The organism is Pusillibacter faecalis (genome assembly GCF_018408705.1).
In the GTDB taxonomy this organism is placed as follows: Bacteria; Bacillota; Clostridia; order Oscillospirales; family Oscillospiraceae; genus Oscillibacter; species Oscillibacter faecalis.
In genome coordinates this window covers 98,100-115,832 of the sequence record NZ_AP023421.1, presented here as the reverse complement: position 1 = coordinate 115,832, position 17,733 = coordinate 98,100, and the positions used below count along the sequence as shown (strand labels likewise).

Below are 17,733 nucleotides of genomic sequence, written 5' to 3'. Positions count from 1 at the left end.
GGGCGGAAACGCCCACCCCGTCTGAATATCTCATTGACTCCGTGCAGCTCAGCCGCCCAGCAGTGCGTACTCGCTGGCCCAGTTGTCCACGAATGCGGACACCACTCCGTCCCAGTCGCCGGTGCCGGCGGCATAGGCGGTCAGAGCGGAGGCCAGATCGTCCTTCCAGGTTTGAGAGGGCATGGTGGTGAAATCCCAGCGCACGGGAACCTTGCCCGCTGCGGTATACTCGTCATTCTGCTTCATGAAGAGGTTACTGGACTCCACAGCGCCCTTGAAGGGAATGACAAATCCCATACCGGCCCCGCCGGAAGGCATAGCGCCCTCGCCGCCGCCCATAGCCTTAGTACCGGTTTCAGAGGTGACACACCAATACAGGAAGTCCAGCGTCGCCTGGATGTTCTCCGGTGAGGCATTCGCGTTGACCGCCCAGTAGTTCTCCGTACCGGTGCAAAGACCCTGATTGGCTTCATCTCCCACACCGATGTAGATAGGGATCATAGCCAGATCGTCATCAGTGAACTTGCCCTCACCTACCAGGTTGCTGTACTCCCAGGAACCATTCTGGAAAAATACGGCCTCGCCGGCCAGGAACTCGTTGCGGCTGTCATCGCCGGTCTTGCTTGCCAGGACAGCGGGCTCACAGGTGGAGTTATTGATATACAGGTCAAAGATGGCCTTGTAGTTGTCGAGGTACGTGCCCTCGATGGCATCTGTGGAGGTAATGCCCTTGTCCTCATACTCAAAATAGATCGGCAGGTTCGCAAGGTGGGTTTGATAGCGCCAGTTGGAGGAGCCGTCCATGCCAGCGGAGGAGAAGGCGGAGAAACCCAGCTCGTCCTTTCGGGCGGTGATGTCCTCGGCCACGGCCTTCAAATCCTCAAAAGACTGGATCTCCTCCACCGTGTAGCCGGCCTCGGCCAGCAGGGTCTTGTTGACAATCAGACCATAGGACTCTACAGCCATGGCGATGGCTAACGTCGCATCGCCGTCCTTCAGTGCGTAGGCGTCGTTGGTCAGCTCGCCCAAAACGGCGGAACCGGTCAGATCATAGCAATAGTCCTTCCAGTTCAAAAGGCCGTTCTGACCGTTCACATGGAAAAGTGTGGGCGGGTTATCCTTGGCCATGTCGCTGGTAAGGTTCTGCTCATAGGTGTTGGAGGCCGCAGTGACCACAGTGACAGGGACGCCAGTCTCCTCCGTATAGAGCTTGGCCAGCTCCTGCCACTGGTCGTCGGCCTCTGGCTTGAAGTTCAGGTAGTAAACTTCGCCGGCGGCGTCGCTGCCAGAGGTGTCTTCGGTGTCTCCGCTGTTTCCGCCGCAGGCGGCCAGAGACAGCGTCATCGCCAGGGTCAGCAAGAGTGCGAACGCTTTTTTCATCTTCTTCAATCTCCTTATTTAAAATTTATTTTCACATCCTCCCGGATGCAAAAACCTGATAAGGTGCAATCGTTTCGCCTGGGCGCAGCGCAGTTTTCAGCAACACGTGCTGGTTTCTGCCCCGTCCCTCAATCATGTCCACCAGAATGCGGACAGCGCGCTCCCCCATCTCCTCCTGGGGCTGGGCCAGGGTGGTGAGCGCCGGCACGGTGTAGGCCGACATCTCAATACCGTCAATAGATACCACAGAGCAGTCCTCCGGTACACGCCGCCCCAGATCATGCAAGGCCTTCATCGCCGCAACGGCTATGGAGTCCGCGATGGCGAACACCGCCGTCACATCCCTTCTGCCGGCCAGGAGCCGCGCCGCAGTCTCATATGCCGCTGCCATGTCAAAGCTTCCCGTCTCCCCGATCAGCGACTTGTCCAAGAGCAGGCCGCTCTCCTCCAGTGCCTGCCGGTAGCCCATGTACCGCAGCTGGCTGATGGAGGAATCCTGCGTGGAATCCAGCAAAATGGCGATTCGCTGGTGTCCCTGCTCCGTCAGCAGGCGTACTGCACGACATGCCTCCCGCTGATCGTCAATCGTCACAGAGGAGTAGGCATCCTTCGCCAAGCTTCCAAAGCTGTTGGTGTAGGAACAGCAGACGAATGGCACGTCCAGAAGCGCCACCTGCTCCGGCGTGTAATCAAACCGTCCTCCCAGAAGAACCAGCCCCAGCAGACGCCGGGACCTGGCAAGCTCTGCGCCAGCACGCAGCTCGTCCCCCTCGGAGCGGATCTGGTGGAGCACTAAATTGTAGCCCGCACCGCCAATGGCTCTCTCAATTGCCTGAATCACACCTGTAAAAAATGGGTTGCCCACACCACGCACCACTAGGCCGATACCATCCGACTGTGGACGGACCAAATCTCTTGCGCTATTGTTGGGGACATAGTGGGCCTCCCGCACCGCCTCCAGAACCCTGGCCCGGCTGGCGGCGCTGACATCCGGGTGATTATTCAAGACCCTGGAGACTGTGCTGACGGAGACGCTGCATCGTTTTGCGATGTCGCGTATCGTCATGTCAAGCACCGCCTCTCTACCAAATAAAACGTTACCGGGAACGTTTCCAGTCTTTATCTTTATTTATAATAGTCTAGATAACGTGTCTTTGTCAATACATTTTTGTCGGTTTTGTCATCTGGCACAAAGTTTCTCTCTTTTCCAAAACACTCACATAAATTCTTTTTGGAATATCTCCTAAAAACAGTATGCCCCGGAAGATGCCATCTCTTCCGGGGCATACTGTTTTCACTTCCTTCAAATCGCATGTCCCTGGCTGCGGATCACTGCAGCAACCTGTTCGGCCAGTTCCTGACAGCGCTGCTCGCTCTCAGCCTCCACCATGACCCGCACCAAGGGCTCTGTGCCAGACTCCCGTACCAGTATCCGGCCGTTATCGCCCAAAGCCTGTGCCACGGATTCCACCGCAGCCTGTACAGCAGGGTCCTCCTGAGCAGTCCGCTTATCCCGAACCCGCACATTGATCAGAACCTGAGGATAGATCGTCACTGGCTCCACCAGCTTGCTCAACCGCTCCTTTTTTGCCAGCATGACCTCCATTACCTTCAAAGAGGTCAAAATTCCATCTCCGGTGCGGGCGTAGCGGGAAAAAATAATATGCCCGGACTGCTCGCCTCCAATACGGTCCCCGTGCTGCACCATGTGCTCATAGACATACTTATCCCCTACCGCGGTCTTGGCATAGCCGATTCCAACCTGGTCCAGGGCCTTGTACAGTCCAAAATTGCTCATCACCGTTGTAACCACCGTGTTATTTTTCAGCTTTTCCCGCTCTTTCATATAACAACTATAGAGATACATGATTTTATCGCCGTCTACCAGCGCTCCGGTCTCATCCACCGCCAGGCAGCGGTCCGCGTCGCCATCATAGGCGAAACCTACATCCATGCTGTTCTCCACCACAAATTTCTGTAGGCCGCCGATATGGGTAGAGCCGGCGTTATCATTGATATTCAGCCCATTGGGCCGGTTATTGATGACAGCTACTTCTGCTCCCAATGCCTCGAAAATATGGGGCGCGATGCTCCAGGCGCTGCCGTTGGCACAGTCCAAAGCCACCTTCTTTCCCTTAAAGGAGTACATCCCCAACGAGATCAGGTAACCCATGTAGCGGTTCCGCCCGGCACTGTGATCCACCACACTACCAATCTCCGCTCCCGCTGCCAGCGGCAGCTCCGGCCACCGAACACCGTCCACCTCTAGATGGCCGTCCAGATAATCTTCCACCAGGGAGATTGTCGCTTCGTCCATCTTCTCCCCTTCCCGGTTCATCAATTTGATGCCATTATCATAGAAGGGATTGTGACTGGCGGAAATCATCACGCCGCAGTCAAAACCATCCGTCCGGGCTACATAGGACACCGAGGGTGTTGTGGTCACATGCAGCAGATACACATCCGCGCCAGAGGCAGTAATTCCAGCGCTGATCGCGTACTCCAGCATGTAGCTGGAGCGGCGGGTATCCTTGCCTACTACAATGCGCGCCCGCTCATTGCGTCCATAGTACCATCCCAGAAAGCGTCCGATTTCATAGGCATGCTGGGCAGTCAGCTCCTCATTCGCCTTGCCTCGGAAACCGTCCGTTCCAAAATATCTTCCCATATTGTCACTCCATCATGTATCTTAAAATTCACACCGGCCTGCCGGTTTGTTCTATCATACTCTGTGCCATTGAAAATGTCCAGAGGATTCCGGCAATCAAATCGGAATGGGCATGGAAACCACTTGAAATCCTACTGATCCTATGTCAAAATAGAGGAACGAAGGAGGTACTGCTATGAAAATTTCCACAAAGGGCCGGTATGCCCTGCGGTTGATGACAGACTTAGCCGCTTATGACCAGGATGGATATGTCTCCTTGAAAGATGTTGCGGAGCGGCAGAAAATTTCGCCAAAATATCTGGAGCAAATCGCTGGCATGCTGGCAAAAGCCGGCCTCCTCCACAGCGGCCGCGGCGCCCAGGGCGGCTATCGCCTTGCGCGAGAGCCAAAGGCATATACGGTCGGTGAAATCCTCCGCCTGACAGAGGGAAATTTAGCACCGGTGGCTTGCTTGGCGGGCGCAGAAAATCGCTGTGAGCTCTGTGGCGAGTGCTCGACTCTGGACTTTTGGGCAGGTCTTTATGCAACGGTAAATGAATATCTGGATCGCTATACGCTGGCGGATCTACTAAAGGAGCGTCAACGTAAGCTGAAAAAAAGCAAATTGTCCTGATTTCCAAAAGCAACAGGACTTTCCAACAAAAAAGCGGCATATTCCCGCCTTTTCGAGTCAAACTATGCTCGCGATACCCAAACAGCGAACAGTTTGATGAATGAAAAGGAGAAACAGTTATGTCTAGCAAGAATAGCAATAAGATCAATGTTCCCGAGGCTCGTGCGGCTATGGATAAGTTCAAGATGGAGGCTGCTTCCGAGGTTGGCGTCAACCTGAAGGAGGGCTACAATGGCGACCTGACCTCTCGCGAGGCCGGCTCTGTCGGCGGCCAGATGGTCAAGAAGATGATCGAGTCCTACGAGAAGAGCCTGTAACTTTTCCCTGGATTGAAACGCGGACCGGCCTGATTGGGCCGGTCCGTGTTTTACCTTGGGATTCCCCTGCTGCGGTCAGCTTTTGGAATTGACATCCCAATAAAATTCCCGTACAATAAAGCCGCATACTGTTGATGGATAATGGAGAGGAGCGCACAAACTATGGATTACGCAGAAGAATCCCTGCGCCTGCACTATGCGTGGAAGGGAAAGCTGGAAATCACTCCGCGTGCGGCGGTAGACAGTAAGGATGCTTTATCTCTGGCCTATACCCCCGGTGTCGCCCAACCCTGCCTAGAAATTCAGAAGAATCCCCACAAAAGCTACGAGCTAACCCGACGCTGGAACACGGTCGCCGTGGTCACAGACGGCTCCGCTGTTCTGGGGCTGGGTGATATTGGTCCGGAGGCCGGCATGCCTGTTATGGAAGGTAAGTGCGTTCTCTTCAAGGCCTTTGGTGATGTAGACGCTATTCCCCTGTGTATCCGGAGCCACGATGTGGATGACATCGTCAACACCGTGGCACTGCTGGCTGGATCTTTTGGCGGCGTGAATCTGGAGGATATCTCCGCTCCCCGCTGTTTTGAAATTGAGCGGAAGCTGAAGGGGCGCTGCGACATCCCCATCTTCCATGATGACCAGCACGGTACTGCCATCATCACGCTGGCGGGACTCTCTAACGCTCTGAAGTTGGTTGGGAAGCGTCTGGAGGACGTGCGGATTGTCATCAACGGCGCGGGTGCGGCAGCCATTTCCATCACAAAGCTGCTGCTCTCGGCCGGAGCAGGGCATGTCACACTCTGCGACCGAAACGGGGCCATTTACGTCGGCCGGGAGGGGCTGAACTGGATCAAGGCAGAAATGGCCCAGGTCACAAATCTGGAGAGAAGGCGTGGTACCCTTGCAGATATGCTTGTAGGATCTGATATTCTGATCGGCGTGTCCGCCCCTGGCGCCGTCACCACGGAGATGGTTCGGAGCATGGCCCCCGGTGCTATCATCTTTGCTTGTGCGAACCCAACGCCTGAGATCTTCCCTGACGATGCCAAGGCTGGCGGCGCGGCGGTGGTAGCCACAGGCCGCAGCGATTATCCCAATCAGATCAACAATGTGCTGGCCTTCCCCGGTGTTTTCCGCGGTGCTCTGGACGCACGTGCCAGCGACATTAACGACACCATGAAGCTCGCTGCCGCGCGCGCTTTGTCCAGCTTGGTTGGCGAGGATCTCTCCGCCGATTATATCATCCCTGCTGCCTTTGACCCCCGGGTCAAGGATGCTGTAGCCGCTGCTGTGGAGCAGGCCGCTCAGGATTCCGGCGTCGCCCGTACTTTTTCTTGAAAGAAACAGTACGGCAAAAAGAAAGTTTGTTCGCTCTGGGAGTCTGGTAAAACATCCCAAGGGTCGCGTTAGCTATGTGGTATGGAGAATGCTGAAAGCTGAGTGTTTATGCAAGCGCTTCTCTCTGTAAAGAATTTTTCCTTAACAGGAGTTCCTCTATAAAAGAAGCGGATGTCTTTCCTTTGAAAAGGCATCCGCTTTCTTGTCTGTTATCCAAGGAGCATGCGGTCGTTGTCCAGATTCTTACCGGCCTCCGCCTTGAAGCGGAGGAGCAGGTCCGCCACCGTGAGGCCCTTGCGTTCCTCGCCGGACACGTCAAAGAGAATCCGACCTTGATTCATCATCAGCGTCCGGTTTCCCAGGGCCAGAGCCGACTCCATGTTGTGTGTCACCATCAGGCAGGTAAGGTTCTCCTCCTCTACAATCCGGCGGGTGATGTTCAGCACCTTTTCCGCCGCTCCAGGGTCCAGCGCCGCCGTGTGTTCATCCAGAAGCAGCAGCTTCGGCGGATTCATCGTGGCCATCATCAACGTCAGCGCCTGACGCTGGCCGCCGGAGAGCAGACCCACCGGCTGCTTCATCCGGTCCTCCAGTCCCATGTCCAGCAGAGCCAGCCGATCCCGGAAGCGCTGACGGTCCTTTTTGGTCATGTGTGAGAACCAGCCACCGCTGCCGGCCGCCAGGGCCAGATTTTCCTCAATCGTCATTCCGGGCGCACTGCCCCGCATGGGGTCCTGGAACAACCGACCGATCTTCCTGGCCCGCTGATACTCCGGCTGGAAGGTGATATCCTGCCCTGCCAGCTCAATAGAACCTGCGTCTGTGAAGAAGCTGCCAGAGATCGCGTTGAAGAGTGTAGACTTCCCAGCCCCGTTGGAGCCAATGATGGTCGCAAAGTCCCCAGCTTTTAACTCCAAGGACAAATCCACCAGCGCCTTTTTCTCATTGACGGTCCCGGGGTTAAAGGTTTTATAAATATGCGCAATCCGCAGCATGACTTACTGCCCCTCCTTTTTTGCCTGATGATGGGCCAGTCTGCGGCGCACAACAGGCCACTGTCCCCGCAGATAGGGTCCGGAAATCGCAAGAATGATGATTAGAGAGGAAACCAGCTTCAGCATGTAGGCGGGCATATCAAACCGCAGTGCCACGGTATAGACCAGCCGGAAGATGAAGGAGCCAAACACCATGCCCACAGCCCGCAGCAGGATGCCGCCCCGCCCTAAAAAGGTTCCCCCGATCAGAAGCGACGCCAGGGCAATTGTGACCATGCCGCTGCCGATGTCGATATTCACAGACTTTTGCATCTGTCCCAGAAGACAGCCGGAGAGACCGGTAAAGGCGTTGGCAACGCACAGGCCAACGGTTGTAGTAAACACCGGATTGATGGAAGAAGATCGTACCATGTCCGGATTGTTGCCGGTAGCCCGAATAGCCAGTCCCAGTCTGGTATTTAAAAATGCCGCCAGAAAAAGGATCACCAGGATGACAGCCACCGCCGCCACCACCAGGGACTGTTGACCCTCCAAGGGGGTGTTCTCCAAAAGCGCCTTGGTCTTGGTAAAGACTGTGTCTGTCTTATTTAAGTTCAGCAGGGATTTTCCGCTCATCACCCAAATGTTGATGGAGTAAAGCCCTGTGTTTACAATAATACCAGCTAACAGGCTGTTCACGCCCATTCGAGTTTGCAGCAGTGCGGTGACATAGCCGGAGCACACCCCAGCCGCCATCGCCGCCGGCAACGCCAGATAGGGGTGGCCGGAAATCGCCACCACCGCTCCCACGGCGGCTCCCAGCGTAAAGCATCCGTCTGTAGAGAGGTCGCAGACATTGAGCATCGAATAGCTCAAAAACAGCGCCAACACCGTCAACGAGCAGATCAGCCCCAGTTCCAGGGCAGTCTGTATCAGAGAAAAGTCCATGTGGTTGCCTCCTCTTCTTCCCACTCAGCGAAAAGCAGGGGGAAATTCTCCCCTGCTTTTCCTCAAACGCTTACTGCGCCAGGTCCTCAAAGCTCTCCGCGGTGGTGATGGGCGCAACCTTGGTGCAAAGCGGTGTGAACAGCTCCGCCATTTCGTCATAATCCATGCCCAGTGCCGCGCAGGTCTCCGTGTTGATCGTGGCGGTACCATTGTCAAAGGTCATCACCGGCGTGGAGGCGGGATCAGCACCGTTCAGCAGGATATCCGCCACCATATTGGCAGTCTCCACGCCCAGGTTGGCATAGTCCACGCCATAGCCCAGGAAGGCGCCGTTCAGAGCAAAGGAATCTGCTCCCGTGTAATGGGGAATCCCGGCCTCAATAAAGGTCTCATAAATGGCCAGTTCGGCCGTCATGATGGTATTATCCGTGGGGGTAAACACTGCATCCACCCCGTCCGTCACCAGGGCCTCGGCAGCCAGCATCACCTCATCAGTGGTGGTGCCAGTACGCTCCACATAACGGATGCCGTTGGCGTCCAGAAATTCCTTGGCGTGGGCGATGGGGGTGGCGGCGGAGTCCTGGCCCTGATCATAGAGCAGGCCCACTGTCTGCACATCGGGGTCCGCAGCCAGAATCAGGCTCATCACTGCGTTGGTGTCCAGATAGTCGGAGGTGCCGGTCAGATTGGCGCCGGGGGCCTCCAGGCTGGCCACCAGTCCGGTGCTGACGGGATCGGAGACGGCAGAAAATACCACAGGAATCGGATCGTCCTCCGTAGCGGCCTGCATCGCCATCGCTACAGGAGTGGCCACACCCACCATCAAATCCACATCATCGGCAATAAAGTTCGCAATGATCTGGTTGAGTACGTTGGCATCGGCATTGCAGATATCATAAGAGATCTCAAATGTAACATCATGCTCTTTCCCCAGTGCCTCCAGCTGCGTTTGAAGGTTTTCCACAATCTGGTTTAAAGAGGCGTCATCCACATAGTTGCAGATACCCACCTTGTAGGTAGCAGAGGTGTCCCCAGTATTTTCAGAGGTGTTAGAATCCCCGCCGCAGGCGGTCAGGAGCATGGCAACAGCCAACAGCATTGCAAAATACTTTTTCATAACAGTATGTCCTTTCTTCATGAAAATGATAAATCTGAATCGTTTGGATAAAGTGCTTCGGCTCATGGGCGCCATCGTTTGAACTTGAGAAACATGAAATCCCTCCTGAACATAAAAAAACTGTCCCAGCTTATCAAAAAGCTGGGACAGGAAAAAACTCCTGCGGTGCCACCCGGCTTGACGTGTCCAAAACACGTCCACTCTGCGCATACCAACATATGCCGGCCTTTTTTCACGGAGGGTCCAACTCCGTCGCACATACTCCCGATCCACCGCGGACCGGTTTCTGATTGCCCTCGGAAGTCCATTCAGCTTCATGCTTTTCGCCGCGTTCCCAGCATCGGCGGCTCTCTGGTGAAAAGGAGACGAAGCTTACTCACTCTTCCTCAACGGTTTGGTGTATTATAGCATCGCCAAACCGGTTTTGTCAAGCGGGCCTCACATTTTTTTTCGGCGGTCTCTCTCAGGGAGCTCAACCAGTCAGCAGGAAAAGGTCTCCTTCACCATAGTGCCAATGCTGTCAATGACCCGCTGTGCCCGATCAAATTCCTCCCATAACAACAAAAAGCCGTGCATCATTCCGGGAACGCGGAAGAGCGTCACATCATTGCCCGCCTCCAGCAGCCGCTTTGCAAACGCTTCCCCGTCATCTCGCAGCGGGTCATATTCTGCTGTGATCACATAGCTTTTGGGAAGACCAGATAGATTCTTTGCCCTTCCTGGATTGAGATAGGGGTCCTCCGGCTCCGCCTTCCCCTGGGTATAGAGCTGAAAAGCCATGGACATAAACGCCTTGGAGAGCACATAGCCTCCCCCGGAAAATGCCTGCATGGACTCAGACTTCTCATCGGAGAGACATCCGCCGGACCCGTAGCAGAGAATTTGCAGCTTGACGTCCGGCCCATGCCGGTCCCTGGCTAAAAGACTGACCACCGCGCTGATATTTGCCCCCGCGCTGTCACCGGCCAGGGCGATCCTCGTCCGGTCCATTCTCCAACGTGCGGCATTGTCGTGGACCCACTGCAGCGCCGTATATCCGTCCTCCATACAGGCCGGATAGGGATGCTCAGGCGCCAGACGGTACCCAACATTCACCACCACGCAGCCGCACACCTTGCAAAGCTGTCGGCAGAGGGAGTCGTGGCTTGCGATGTTATGCATGATAAAGCCGCCGCCGTGGAAATAGATGAGTGCTGGATATCCATCCTCTTCCCCGGGCGTATAAATTCGCACGGGAACTCCCCCGCACGGACCGGGAATCACCGTGTCCTGTACGTCAAATACCTGCGGAGACCGGCTCTTGTCATTGTAGATACGATCTGCATTCGCGCGGATTTCCTCAATACTGATTGGCTGCGTGATATCCCCTGTTGCCCTTTGTGCGGCATAATGGGCGGCAACCTGCGGATCAAGCGGCATCCTCATCAACTCCTGTCGTATGTTCACAATCAGCATAGCAAATCAGGCGGAGCTTATGCAATAGGCGAAAAGCTATGCGGCTATTACTTTTTTGTTATATAGATTCTTACAGGATTTGAAAAAAGTCTGGAAGAGGTATATACTAAAGTATCTGTTCTGTACAAACTGCCGTTTGTCGATCAGCCATCAGGAATATGAAAACGGGTTTGCAAGGAGGCTGCACATGGGATTGGAAAAGCTGGAATATCTGTTGACCGTGGAGGAAACCGGAAGTATTTCCAAGGCTGCGGAGATTTTGTACATGTCCCAGCCCTCCTTGAGCAAAAGCATTGCCTCTGTGGAAAGCTCCATCGGCTGCAAAATCTTTCAGCGCACATCCACTGGCTTAAAGCCCACCGTAGAAGGGAAACGATACCTGCTCTATGCCCGCCAAGCAATTGAGCTGCAAAGGGAGATGTTGGCGGATTTGAAACGCTGCTGCGGCGATGGGCTGCCCCGGAAGCGGTTTATGCTTGGCCTGACACCTATGCGGAGCACGGCGACTCTTTCCAAAACATTATTTAATTTTTCCAATTCCGGAATTCAGGTTGAACTACGCTCAACCATTGCCTCGGATGACGAGTTGATCAAAAAGCTCTTGTCCGGAGAAGTAGACGTCGCTGTGGTCACATTGACTCCCGACGCCAGATTGGACCCAGCTTTGACCCGGCACCACCTGTGCAGCGAGCGGCTTTTACTGGCTGTCTCGGCTCAAAATCCAGTCTTGCGGAAAGCAAGATTTGATTTGAAAGACGATTTTCCCTATCTGAGTCCGCAGGATTTGAGAAGCCAGCATTTTATTCTCAGTACAGAGGGCACCAGGCTCTACGAGATGGCGAACAGTTTCTTTCAGGCAGAGGGTCTTTATCCGCAGCGCACTATGATCTATGAGGATAATATTGACATTGCAAGGGCTTTGGTTGCCAAGGGGCTGGGCATTTGCTTTATCAACGAACGGCTGGCCAAAGCTGACCCCAGGGAGGACACCTGTTACTGCCGGACAGAGGGGACTCTTCCCATCCGGCATGTCTATGCTCTTTGGCGAAAATCTGATGCTCAAAGGCCAGATATGTCCATCCTTTTTAAGCTTTTTTGCGAGGAATGGCGAGAGGTTCAGTGGCATATGGATGAATCCTACTCCTAACTCCATTTTCTTGAATTCAGGCCGCAGGACAACTCCTGCGGCCCTGTTTTATACGGCCATGCTGAAATGGACTCGTTCCGTCAGAGGCAGTACGGCGCTGGATTCCATCGCGCGGGCAAAGCCCCCAGATACGCGAGGCTCCGTACTCCACTGACTTTCCCTGTTGTTATGGAAGCTCCAGGGTGTATGAGGCCTTATGCTGCAAAGTGAATGAAGCTATAACTTTTATCTTATGGAAAAGCGAAAAGACCGCCGCTATAATGATAGGTAGGAGGGGTCGGTCTGTGCATGCAGCCAGAGCTTTTCCGTATAGAAAGAAGGGAGAATTTATAAATGGGAGTTATGACAGCAGTTGGATGGATTGGCGCATTTTTCTTGTTGGCAGTTATCATACGTGCAAAGATCAAACCCATCGGCAACATGTTGGTGCCCGCGTGTCTGATCGGCGGAGTCATTGGCTGTGTCATCATCAATACCGTAGGGCTTCCCTGGACCACCACGGCCGACTACTCACTGATTTCCGGGCAGATGTATAACTTTATGTTCATCAACCTCGGCATCACTGTGGCAGCTAAGGCCGAAGAAAAAAAGAGGGACAAACGCAGCTTCAGCATCCGGGAACTCCGCCGCAAAATGGGGGACAGCCAGCTCTCCGGCATCTTCGGCATGGGATCTTACTGGGCGTTGGCCTATGCTTTCCAGGCGCTGATCGGCTTTGGTATCTTATATCTCATCGGCGGCATCTGGGATATGGACCCAGTATATGGCCTGACGATATCCTTCGCCTTCGCACAAGGCCCTGGGCAGGCGGTCACATTTGGTTCCGGGATGGAGGCCGCCGGATGGACCGGTGCCATTCAGGTTGGCATCATGTTCTCCGCCATCGGTTTTATCGTGGCTTTTTTGTTAGGCGTTCCCTTTGCCAAGAAGGGCATCAAACAGGGAATCGCCTGCTCCAAGGCAGAAATGAGCGAGGAGCTGCGGGTGGGCTTCTTTCCCCCGGAAAAGCAGGAAACCTACGGAAAAATTACTACCTATGGCGGAAATCTGGACACAATGACCTTTCATCTGGCCCTGACTGGTCTTTGCTGGATCTGCGGCAAGGTACTGTGTATCTCCCTAGACAAGATTCAAATCGGCTCCGGGATGACCCTTGGTTCAACCATTTTCTTTTTCTGGGGTATGGTCGCCGCGTATATCATCCGCTTTTTGATGGGTAAGCTGGGACTTCACAAGTATCTGGACCGTGGCACTCAAACCCGCATCACCAACGCCTGCACAGACTTGATGGTTATGGCCACGTTCCTGGCAATTGACCTGCAGTTCCTTGCCAAATGGCTGGTTCCTATTGCCATCATTTCCATAGCAACCACATGGATCACCTGGGTGACCATCCGGTATTTCGGTGCCCGCTTTGGCGGCCGCAACGACTTTGAGCGCACCCTGGCCGAGTGGGGAACGGCCACCGGAACCAATGCCACCGGCCTTGCCCTGACCCGGATTGTGGACCCCAACAACGATACCACCACCGCCGCAGAGCTTGGCCCCTCTAACGCAGTGAACCTTCCGGCATCCCTGTATGTCATGCCCGCCATCCTTGCATATTCTGCCGGGACGATGGGATTAAAGCTATTCCTCATCACAATGATTCTGGTGATCGTCATCTATTTGGTCTTTATGCGGGTTGTTGGCGTCTGGGGAAAGAAGACCTTTGATATCAACAAGGGTGAAAAATATCAGGACGGAAAATGTTATCAGCGCATGGGAGAACCCGTTGACGAATAAGGCCCGCTGCCCTCTTCACTGCCCGCCGCAAAAGCGGCGGGCAGCATTTTTGTGGAAAATCCTTCAGGCGCGCCCCGCAGCCATGCCAGCACGGCAGCGCTGTGTCAGCCTTTCGAAGCTGTCACCGCATACTCAAAGCCGGCGTGGTGATCCGTATGATCCAATACCAGCTCTTTCCCTATCCAAAACCGGACCCGCAGCACTGTGCCGAGACTCTCATGAATGGTCCGGCTCATTTCTCCCTGGACCGGTGCCCGCAGAGGATGCCCCTTCCCTTCCAGCACGTCCACCGCCAAACGGTACCTTCCCTGCCGGAGCATGGCACCGGAGGAGGACCACCGCTCAATCCGAACCCCCCGGTACGTGGCCAGCCGGTATTCCCTGCCGTCATGGCAAAGAACGCAGATACAGCCGGTAAATCCTCCGATTCCCATCGGGATCGCAGCCACCGCCAGCATCAAACTGGTACCACCGTCCTGCCAAATACTCTGGGCCCACAGGTATGTGCTTGGAAAGGAACGTCCCCGGTCGGTCTCTATATATCCGGTTCCCTGGGAAAAGTCCAGCATCTCGCCGTTCAGCACCAGGGTCCCGTGCAGAGAATGCCCCATGCTGATTACGCCGTGGGCACACTCCATTCCCCCAAGAAGACGGAATGGGCCCATGATGTCTGACCGAAGAGGCGTGAAACGGCCATAGGACAAGCTGCCGGTGAGGGTAAGCTCCTGCTGCCGGATCTGAAGACGCACTCCCTCGCTGTCAAACAGGTTCTCCCCCAGTTGAATCCGGAACCGCCGTTCCTCTGCCAAAAGCTCCGGATATTCCAGCCACCAGCACGCATTCTCTGTGATGACCTGCAAAGATGCGGTACGCCTTCCCTCTGCGTCTATGTGCAGGGCCGGAATCAGACTCAGCGCACGGCCGCTCTGGGTCTGGTGCTTCAAATACCACCCTTCAAAATAGCTTCTACGCCGGGTGGCCCCGTGGTAATAGGTTGCCATTTTCAAATCACCTCACCTCCAGCTTTCCACATAGATCGCCTCTTCAAACCGTCCGGAGAAAGGTCAATCTGAAAAAAGGAACCGCGCGCCGACTAAAAGGAGATGGTCAGCACGCGGTTTCAGAGCTTGTAAAGAGCTTTACAAAATTTCAGTTGGATTCCAGAACCCGCAGAGCCATCTCTGCCGTGAAAGCGCTGCGGAACGCTAAGTGGCTCAGGTTGATATACTCTCCAAGCTGATGGACGTGGCCGCCCGTTGTCCCCATACCGTCCAGCGTGGGGCAACCAGTGGAGGCGGTAAAGTTTCCGTCGCTTCCGCCCCGCACAACGCTTGGATGCATCTCGATCCCCAGCTCTCCGCCCACCTCTTTTGCCAGGACCTGCAGCGCTCGGTTTCCAGGCAGGTCCTTGTCAAAGGGCGGTTTCTCAATCCCTCCCTCCGTGGTGATGTGGACCTTGGGATTAAATGCATCCAGATTTTGGAACAGCTGATCGTACCGCTCCGCCATGGCCGCATTGGAATATCGGGCGTCAATTGTCAAAGTGCCATCGCCGGGGACCGTGGGCCATCCGGCGTTTCCGGATTGGAGGCATGTACAGCCTATGGTCAGAGTCTCCGGCTCGCTGGTCTGCGGATTCATCTTGTCAAAATAGGTCATGTTCTCCAGTCGAACCGCCTGTCTGGCAAGCTCAATGAGCCCGCTCTCCGCCAGAGTCGGGTTCAGTCCGGAGTGGTAGGGTGTACCGTGGGCCCGGAAGGTATAGTTCCCCCTGCCAAAACGTCCGCATTTCAGGCCGCCGATATAGTCCCCTTCCACGCCCACGCTGCTCTCCATAATGAAGGCCGCCTTGCTTCTGGCCGCCAAAGCCTGATAGAGCGCGCTGGAGCCATAACTTCCAGCTTCCTCGTCTGAGGTAAGCAGGAATGCGAGCCGCGCTCCCTCCGGCATCAGGCCCAGGTCCTGGAAAGCTTTTGCAATCAAATACACCTGCACATCGCCGCTCTTCATGTCCAGAATCCCGGGGCCGATGGCGTGATCTCCCTCAATGTTCCAGAGGCTGTCTCCAAAGACGCCCTTCTCATGGACCGTATCGTAATGTCCGCCAAAGAGCAGCTGTCGGGAAGCCCCGCCGACAGACGGTTCCCACTGCGGCACAGGAAACCGTCCACGTGTCTTAAGCCATTGAGCAAGCTCCTCTGCGGCACGGCCCGCGCCCGCGCCGTACTCCACCAGCAGGTGATCTGCGAACCGGGGGTCCAAGCTCTTTACCGTGGTCACATGGAACCCAATCTCCCGAAAAAGTCCGGCAAAGTAGTCCCTGCAGGCAATCAGGTCATTTGGGTCTCCCTCCGTGGGACTCTCCCGCCGCACGGCCCCTTCCAGAACCTCCAAAAATTCCTGTTGATGGTCCTGCATATATTGAAATAGTCGTTTTGAGCGTTTCATACGCAACACCTTTCTCTTTACCAGCCCACCATCTGCGCTCCGATTACAATGACCAATGCAACAGCCACCGTAACCAAAAAGTAGGGCATAATCCGTTTGACGTATTTTCCATATGGCACCTTGGCAATCCCCAAGCACGCCATCATGGCTCCGGCTGTCGGCACAATGATATTGGAGAGTCCATCCCCCAGCTTAAAAGCCTCAACCGCTACTTGCCGGGTAATTCCCGTCAGATCGGAGATCGGTACCATGATCGGCATCACTGCCACCGCCTGTCCGGAACCGGAGGAAATCAGCAAGTTGAAGCAGAGATTAAAGAGGAACATAATCCCGGCTCCCATGATACTGCCAACAGCGGCAATCGGCATGGTCAGGTAATATACAACCGAGTCGATAATGCCGCCGTCGGTCATCACCACGGAAATCGCCTTTGCCATTCCCACAATCAAAGCGCCGCTTGCAATGCCGGCCAATCCTTTTGCAAAAGACTTCGCGGTTCCGTTGATCCCCAACCCGCCAAGGATTCCCCCGAATACCGCCATAAAGAAGAAAATTGTGGTCAGCTCCGTGGTGGACATGTTTTGGACTGTGGCACCATAGATCAGCCAGGCAAAGCCCGCGATAAGGACCAGCCCTGCCAAAACCTGGTGTACCGTCAGCCGACTCCCCTCTAAAACAGAGTCGTCCGGTTGCTCTTCCGTATCGTCAAAGGGTGCGATAGAGCGGGAGGGGTCCTTCCGAATCGCACGCATATACCGCACGATGAATACACAGTATATGGCAAAGAAAATCACGTGTTCTGCAACTCGAAGCCCCATTCCGGAGAACTGGTCCACTTCTGCAATTTCCTGTGCAATACTGGTGGTGAAAATGCTGACTTCTCCTGCGGAAAAACCTGCATTGACCGCCAAATAGGATAGGGCAAATGCCAGGAAGCGATCATACCCAAGCTTCCTGGAAAATGCAAGGGCAATGGGAACAATTGCAATATTTGCCGTTGAAAAGGTGCCTGTACAGCCCATGATTGAGAGGATCAGAGAGACCAAAATGACAATGCCCTCCTCTTTCCCGCGGAGTTTCCCCATGGAGTTGGTCAACACCTTGTCAATCACACCGGTATCTTCAATCACCTTGATGGCGCCTCCCACCATGAAAACCAGGAAAATAATTGAGGCAGACTGGCTCCAGCCCTTGGCCACACTGTTGAAGAGATCAAAAATCCCGATTGGGTCTCTCTCTTCCAGCTGGTAAGAGCCTGCTACCACAATGGTTTGTCCATCTACGTTTTCCCTTTCATAGGAACCCGCGGGAATCACATAGGTCAAAAGCGCCACAACAATACACATAGCAAACAAGAGTACATAGACATGAACAATCTCTCTTTTTTTCTTTTCAGAGGTCAGGGTCTGTCCGTTTTTCATTTTCCACCACACCTTTCTACACACAACTTTCGAGTAAACAGCATCTTACAGAACTCTTAGCATGCGGTCTCTCAGCAAATGGACGTGCCATCTGCCATGCAAAAGGATTGCATTGAAAAAGG

General features: G+C 54.6%; 15 protein-coding genes. 5 read left to right on the top strand and 10 right to left on the bottom strand.

The window, feature by feature from the left end:
* Window positions 1-48: 48 nt before the first annotated feature.
* From KJS55_RS15125 to glmM, 3 genes are all read right to left on the bottom strand, one after another.
* Complete coding sequence (locus tag KJS55_RS15125) at window positions 49-1,380, bottom strand: ABC transporter substrate-binding protein (RefSeq protein ID WP_213543762.1); 1,332 nt, start codon at window positions 1,378-1,380, stop codon at window positions 49-51.
* A 31-nt stretch (window positions 1,381-1,411) separates the two neighbouring features.
* Window positions 1,412-2,446 carry a LacI family DNA-binding transcriptional regulator gene (locus tag KJS55_RS15120; RefSeq protein ID WP_213543761.1) on the bottom strand — a complete coding sequence of 345 codons (1,035 nt, stop codon included), beginning with the start codon at window positions 2,444-2,446 and terminating at the stop codon, window positions 1,412-1,414.
* A gap of 237 nt (window positions 2,447-2,683) precedes the next feature.
* Window positions 2,684-4,048: a phosphoglucosamine mutase gene (glmM, locus tag KJS55_RS15115; RefSeq protein WP_187028646.1), complete on the bottom strand. Its 1,365-nt coding sequence runs from the start codon at window positions 4,046-4,048 to the stop codon at window positions 2,684-2,686.
* 175 nt (window positions 4,049-4,223) lie between these two features.
* Here glmM and KJS55_RS15110 point away from each other — a divergent pair, with 175 nt between their 5' ends.
* From KJS55_RS15110 to KJS55_RS15100, 3 genes are all read left to right on the top strand, one after another.
* Window positions 4,224-4,661 (top strand): RrF2 family transcriptional regulator, encoded by a 438-nt coding sequence (locus KJS55_RS15110; protein ID WP_213543760.1) that lies wholly within the window; start codon window positions 4,224-4,226, stop codon window positions 4,659-4,661.
* A gap of 119 nt (window positions 4,662-4,780) precedes the next feature.
* Entirely contained in the window at window positions 4,781-4,978 is a 198-nt protein-coding gene (locus KJS55_RS15105) for an alpha/beta-type small acid-soluble spore protein (protein WP_187028650.1), read from the top strand.
* A gap of 162 nt (window positions 4,979-5,140) precedes the next feature.
* A complete protein-coding gene (locus tag KJS55_RS15100; protein ID WP_213543759.1) occupies window positions 5,141-6,316 on the top strand; it encodes an NAD(P)-dependent malic enzyme in 1,176 nt (391 codons plus the stop codon).
* 209 nt (window positions 6,317-6,525) lie between these two features.
* On the opposite strand, the gene KJS55_RS15095 is transcribed toward KJS55_RS15100, so the two are convergent.
* From KJS55_RS15095 to KJS55_RS15080, 4 genes are all read right to left on the bottom strand, one after another.
* Window positions 6,526-7,311, bottom strand: coding sequence for an ABC transporter ATP-binding protein (locus tag KJS55_RS15095; RefSeq protein ID WP_213543758.1), 786 nt, complete (start codon window positions 7,309-7,311; stop codon window positions 6,526-6,528).
* Window positions 7,312-7,314: 3 nt separating this feature from the next.
* The gene (locus KJS55_RS15090) at window positions 7,315-8,238 is read right to left on the bottom strand and encodes an ABC transporter permease (protein ID WP_213543757.1); all 924 of its coding nucleotides are present in this window, start codon (window positions 8,236-8,238) and stop codon (window positions 7,315-7,317) included.
* Between the two features lie 70 nt (window positions 8,239-8,308).
* Window positions 8,309-9,355 (bottom strand): ABC transporter substrate-binding protein, encoded by a 1,047-nt coding sequence (locus KJS55_RS15085; RefSeq protein WP_228300577.1) that lies wholly within the window; start codon window positions 9,353-9,355, stop codon window positions 8,309-8,311.
* A gap of 480 nt (window positions 9,356-9,835) precedes the next feature.
* The gene (locus tag KJS55_RS15080; RefSeq protein WP_187028658.1) at window positions 9,836-10,774 is read right to left on the bottom strand and encodes an alpha/beta hydrolase; all 939 of its coding nucleotides are present in this window, start codon (window positions 10,772-10,774) and stop codon (window positions 9,836-9,838) included.
* A 223-nt stretch (window positions 10,775-10,997) separates the two neighbouring features.
* On the opposite strand from KJS55_RS15080, the gene KJS55_RS15075 reads away from it, so the two are divergent.
* Both KJS55_RS15075 and KJS55_RS15070 read left to right on the top strand, forming a co-directional pair.
* Entirely contained in the window at window positions 10,998-11,957 is a 960-nt protein-coding gene (locus KJS55_RS15075; protein ID WP_213543756.1) for a LysR family transcriptional regulator, read from the top strand.
* A 333-nt stretch (window positions 11,958-12,290) separates the two neighbouring features.
* Entirely contained in the window at window positions 12,291-13,742 is a 1,452-nt protein-coding gene (locus KJS55_RS15070) for a sodium/glutamate symporter family protein (RefSeq protein ID WP_213543755.1), read from the top strand.
* A 104-nt stretch (window positions 13,743-13,846) separates the two neighbouring features.
* Here the strand turns inward: KJS55_RS15070 and KJS55_RS15065 are convergent, their stop codons facing one another.
* The 3 genes from KJS55_RS15065 to KJS55_RS15055 form a co-directional block, all read right to left on the bottom strand.
* Window positions 13,847-14,749: a tocopherol cyclase family protein gene (locus KJS55_RS15065; protein WP_213543754.1), complete on the bottom strand. Its 903-nt coding sequence runs from the start codon at window positions 14,747-14,749 to the stop codon at window positions 13,847-13,849.
* Between the two features lie 142 nt (window positions 14,750-14,891).
* Window positions 14,892-16,190 (bottom strand): M20/M25/M40 family metallo-hydrolase, encoded by a 1,299-nt coding sequence (locus KJS55_RS15060; protein WP_213543753.1) that lies wholly within the window; start codon window positions 16,188-16,190, stop codon window positions 14,892-14,894.
* 17 nt (window positions 16,191-16,207) lie between these two features.
* A complete protein-coding gene (locus KJS55_RS15055; RefSeq protein WP_213543752.1) occupies window positions 16,208-17,611 on the bottom strand; it encodes a YfcC family protein in 1,404 nt (467 codons plus the stop codon).
* Window positions 17,612-17,733: the final 122 nt, after the last annotated feature.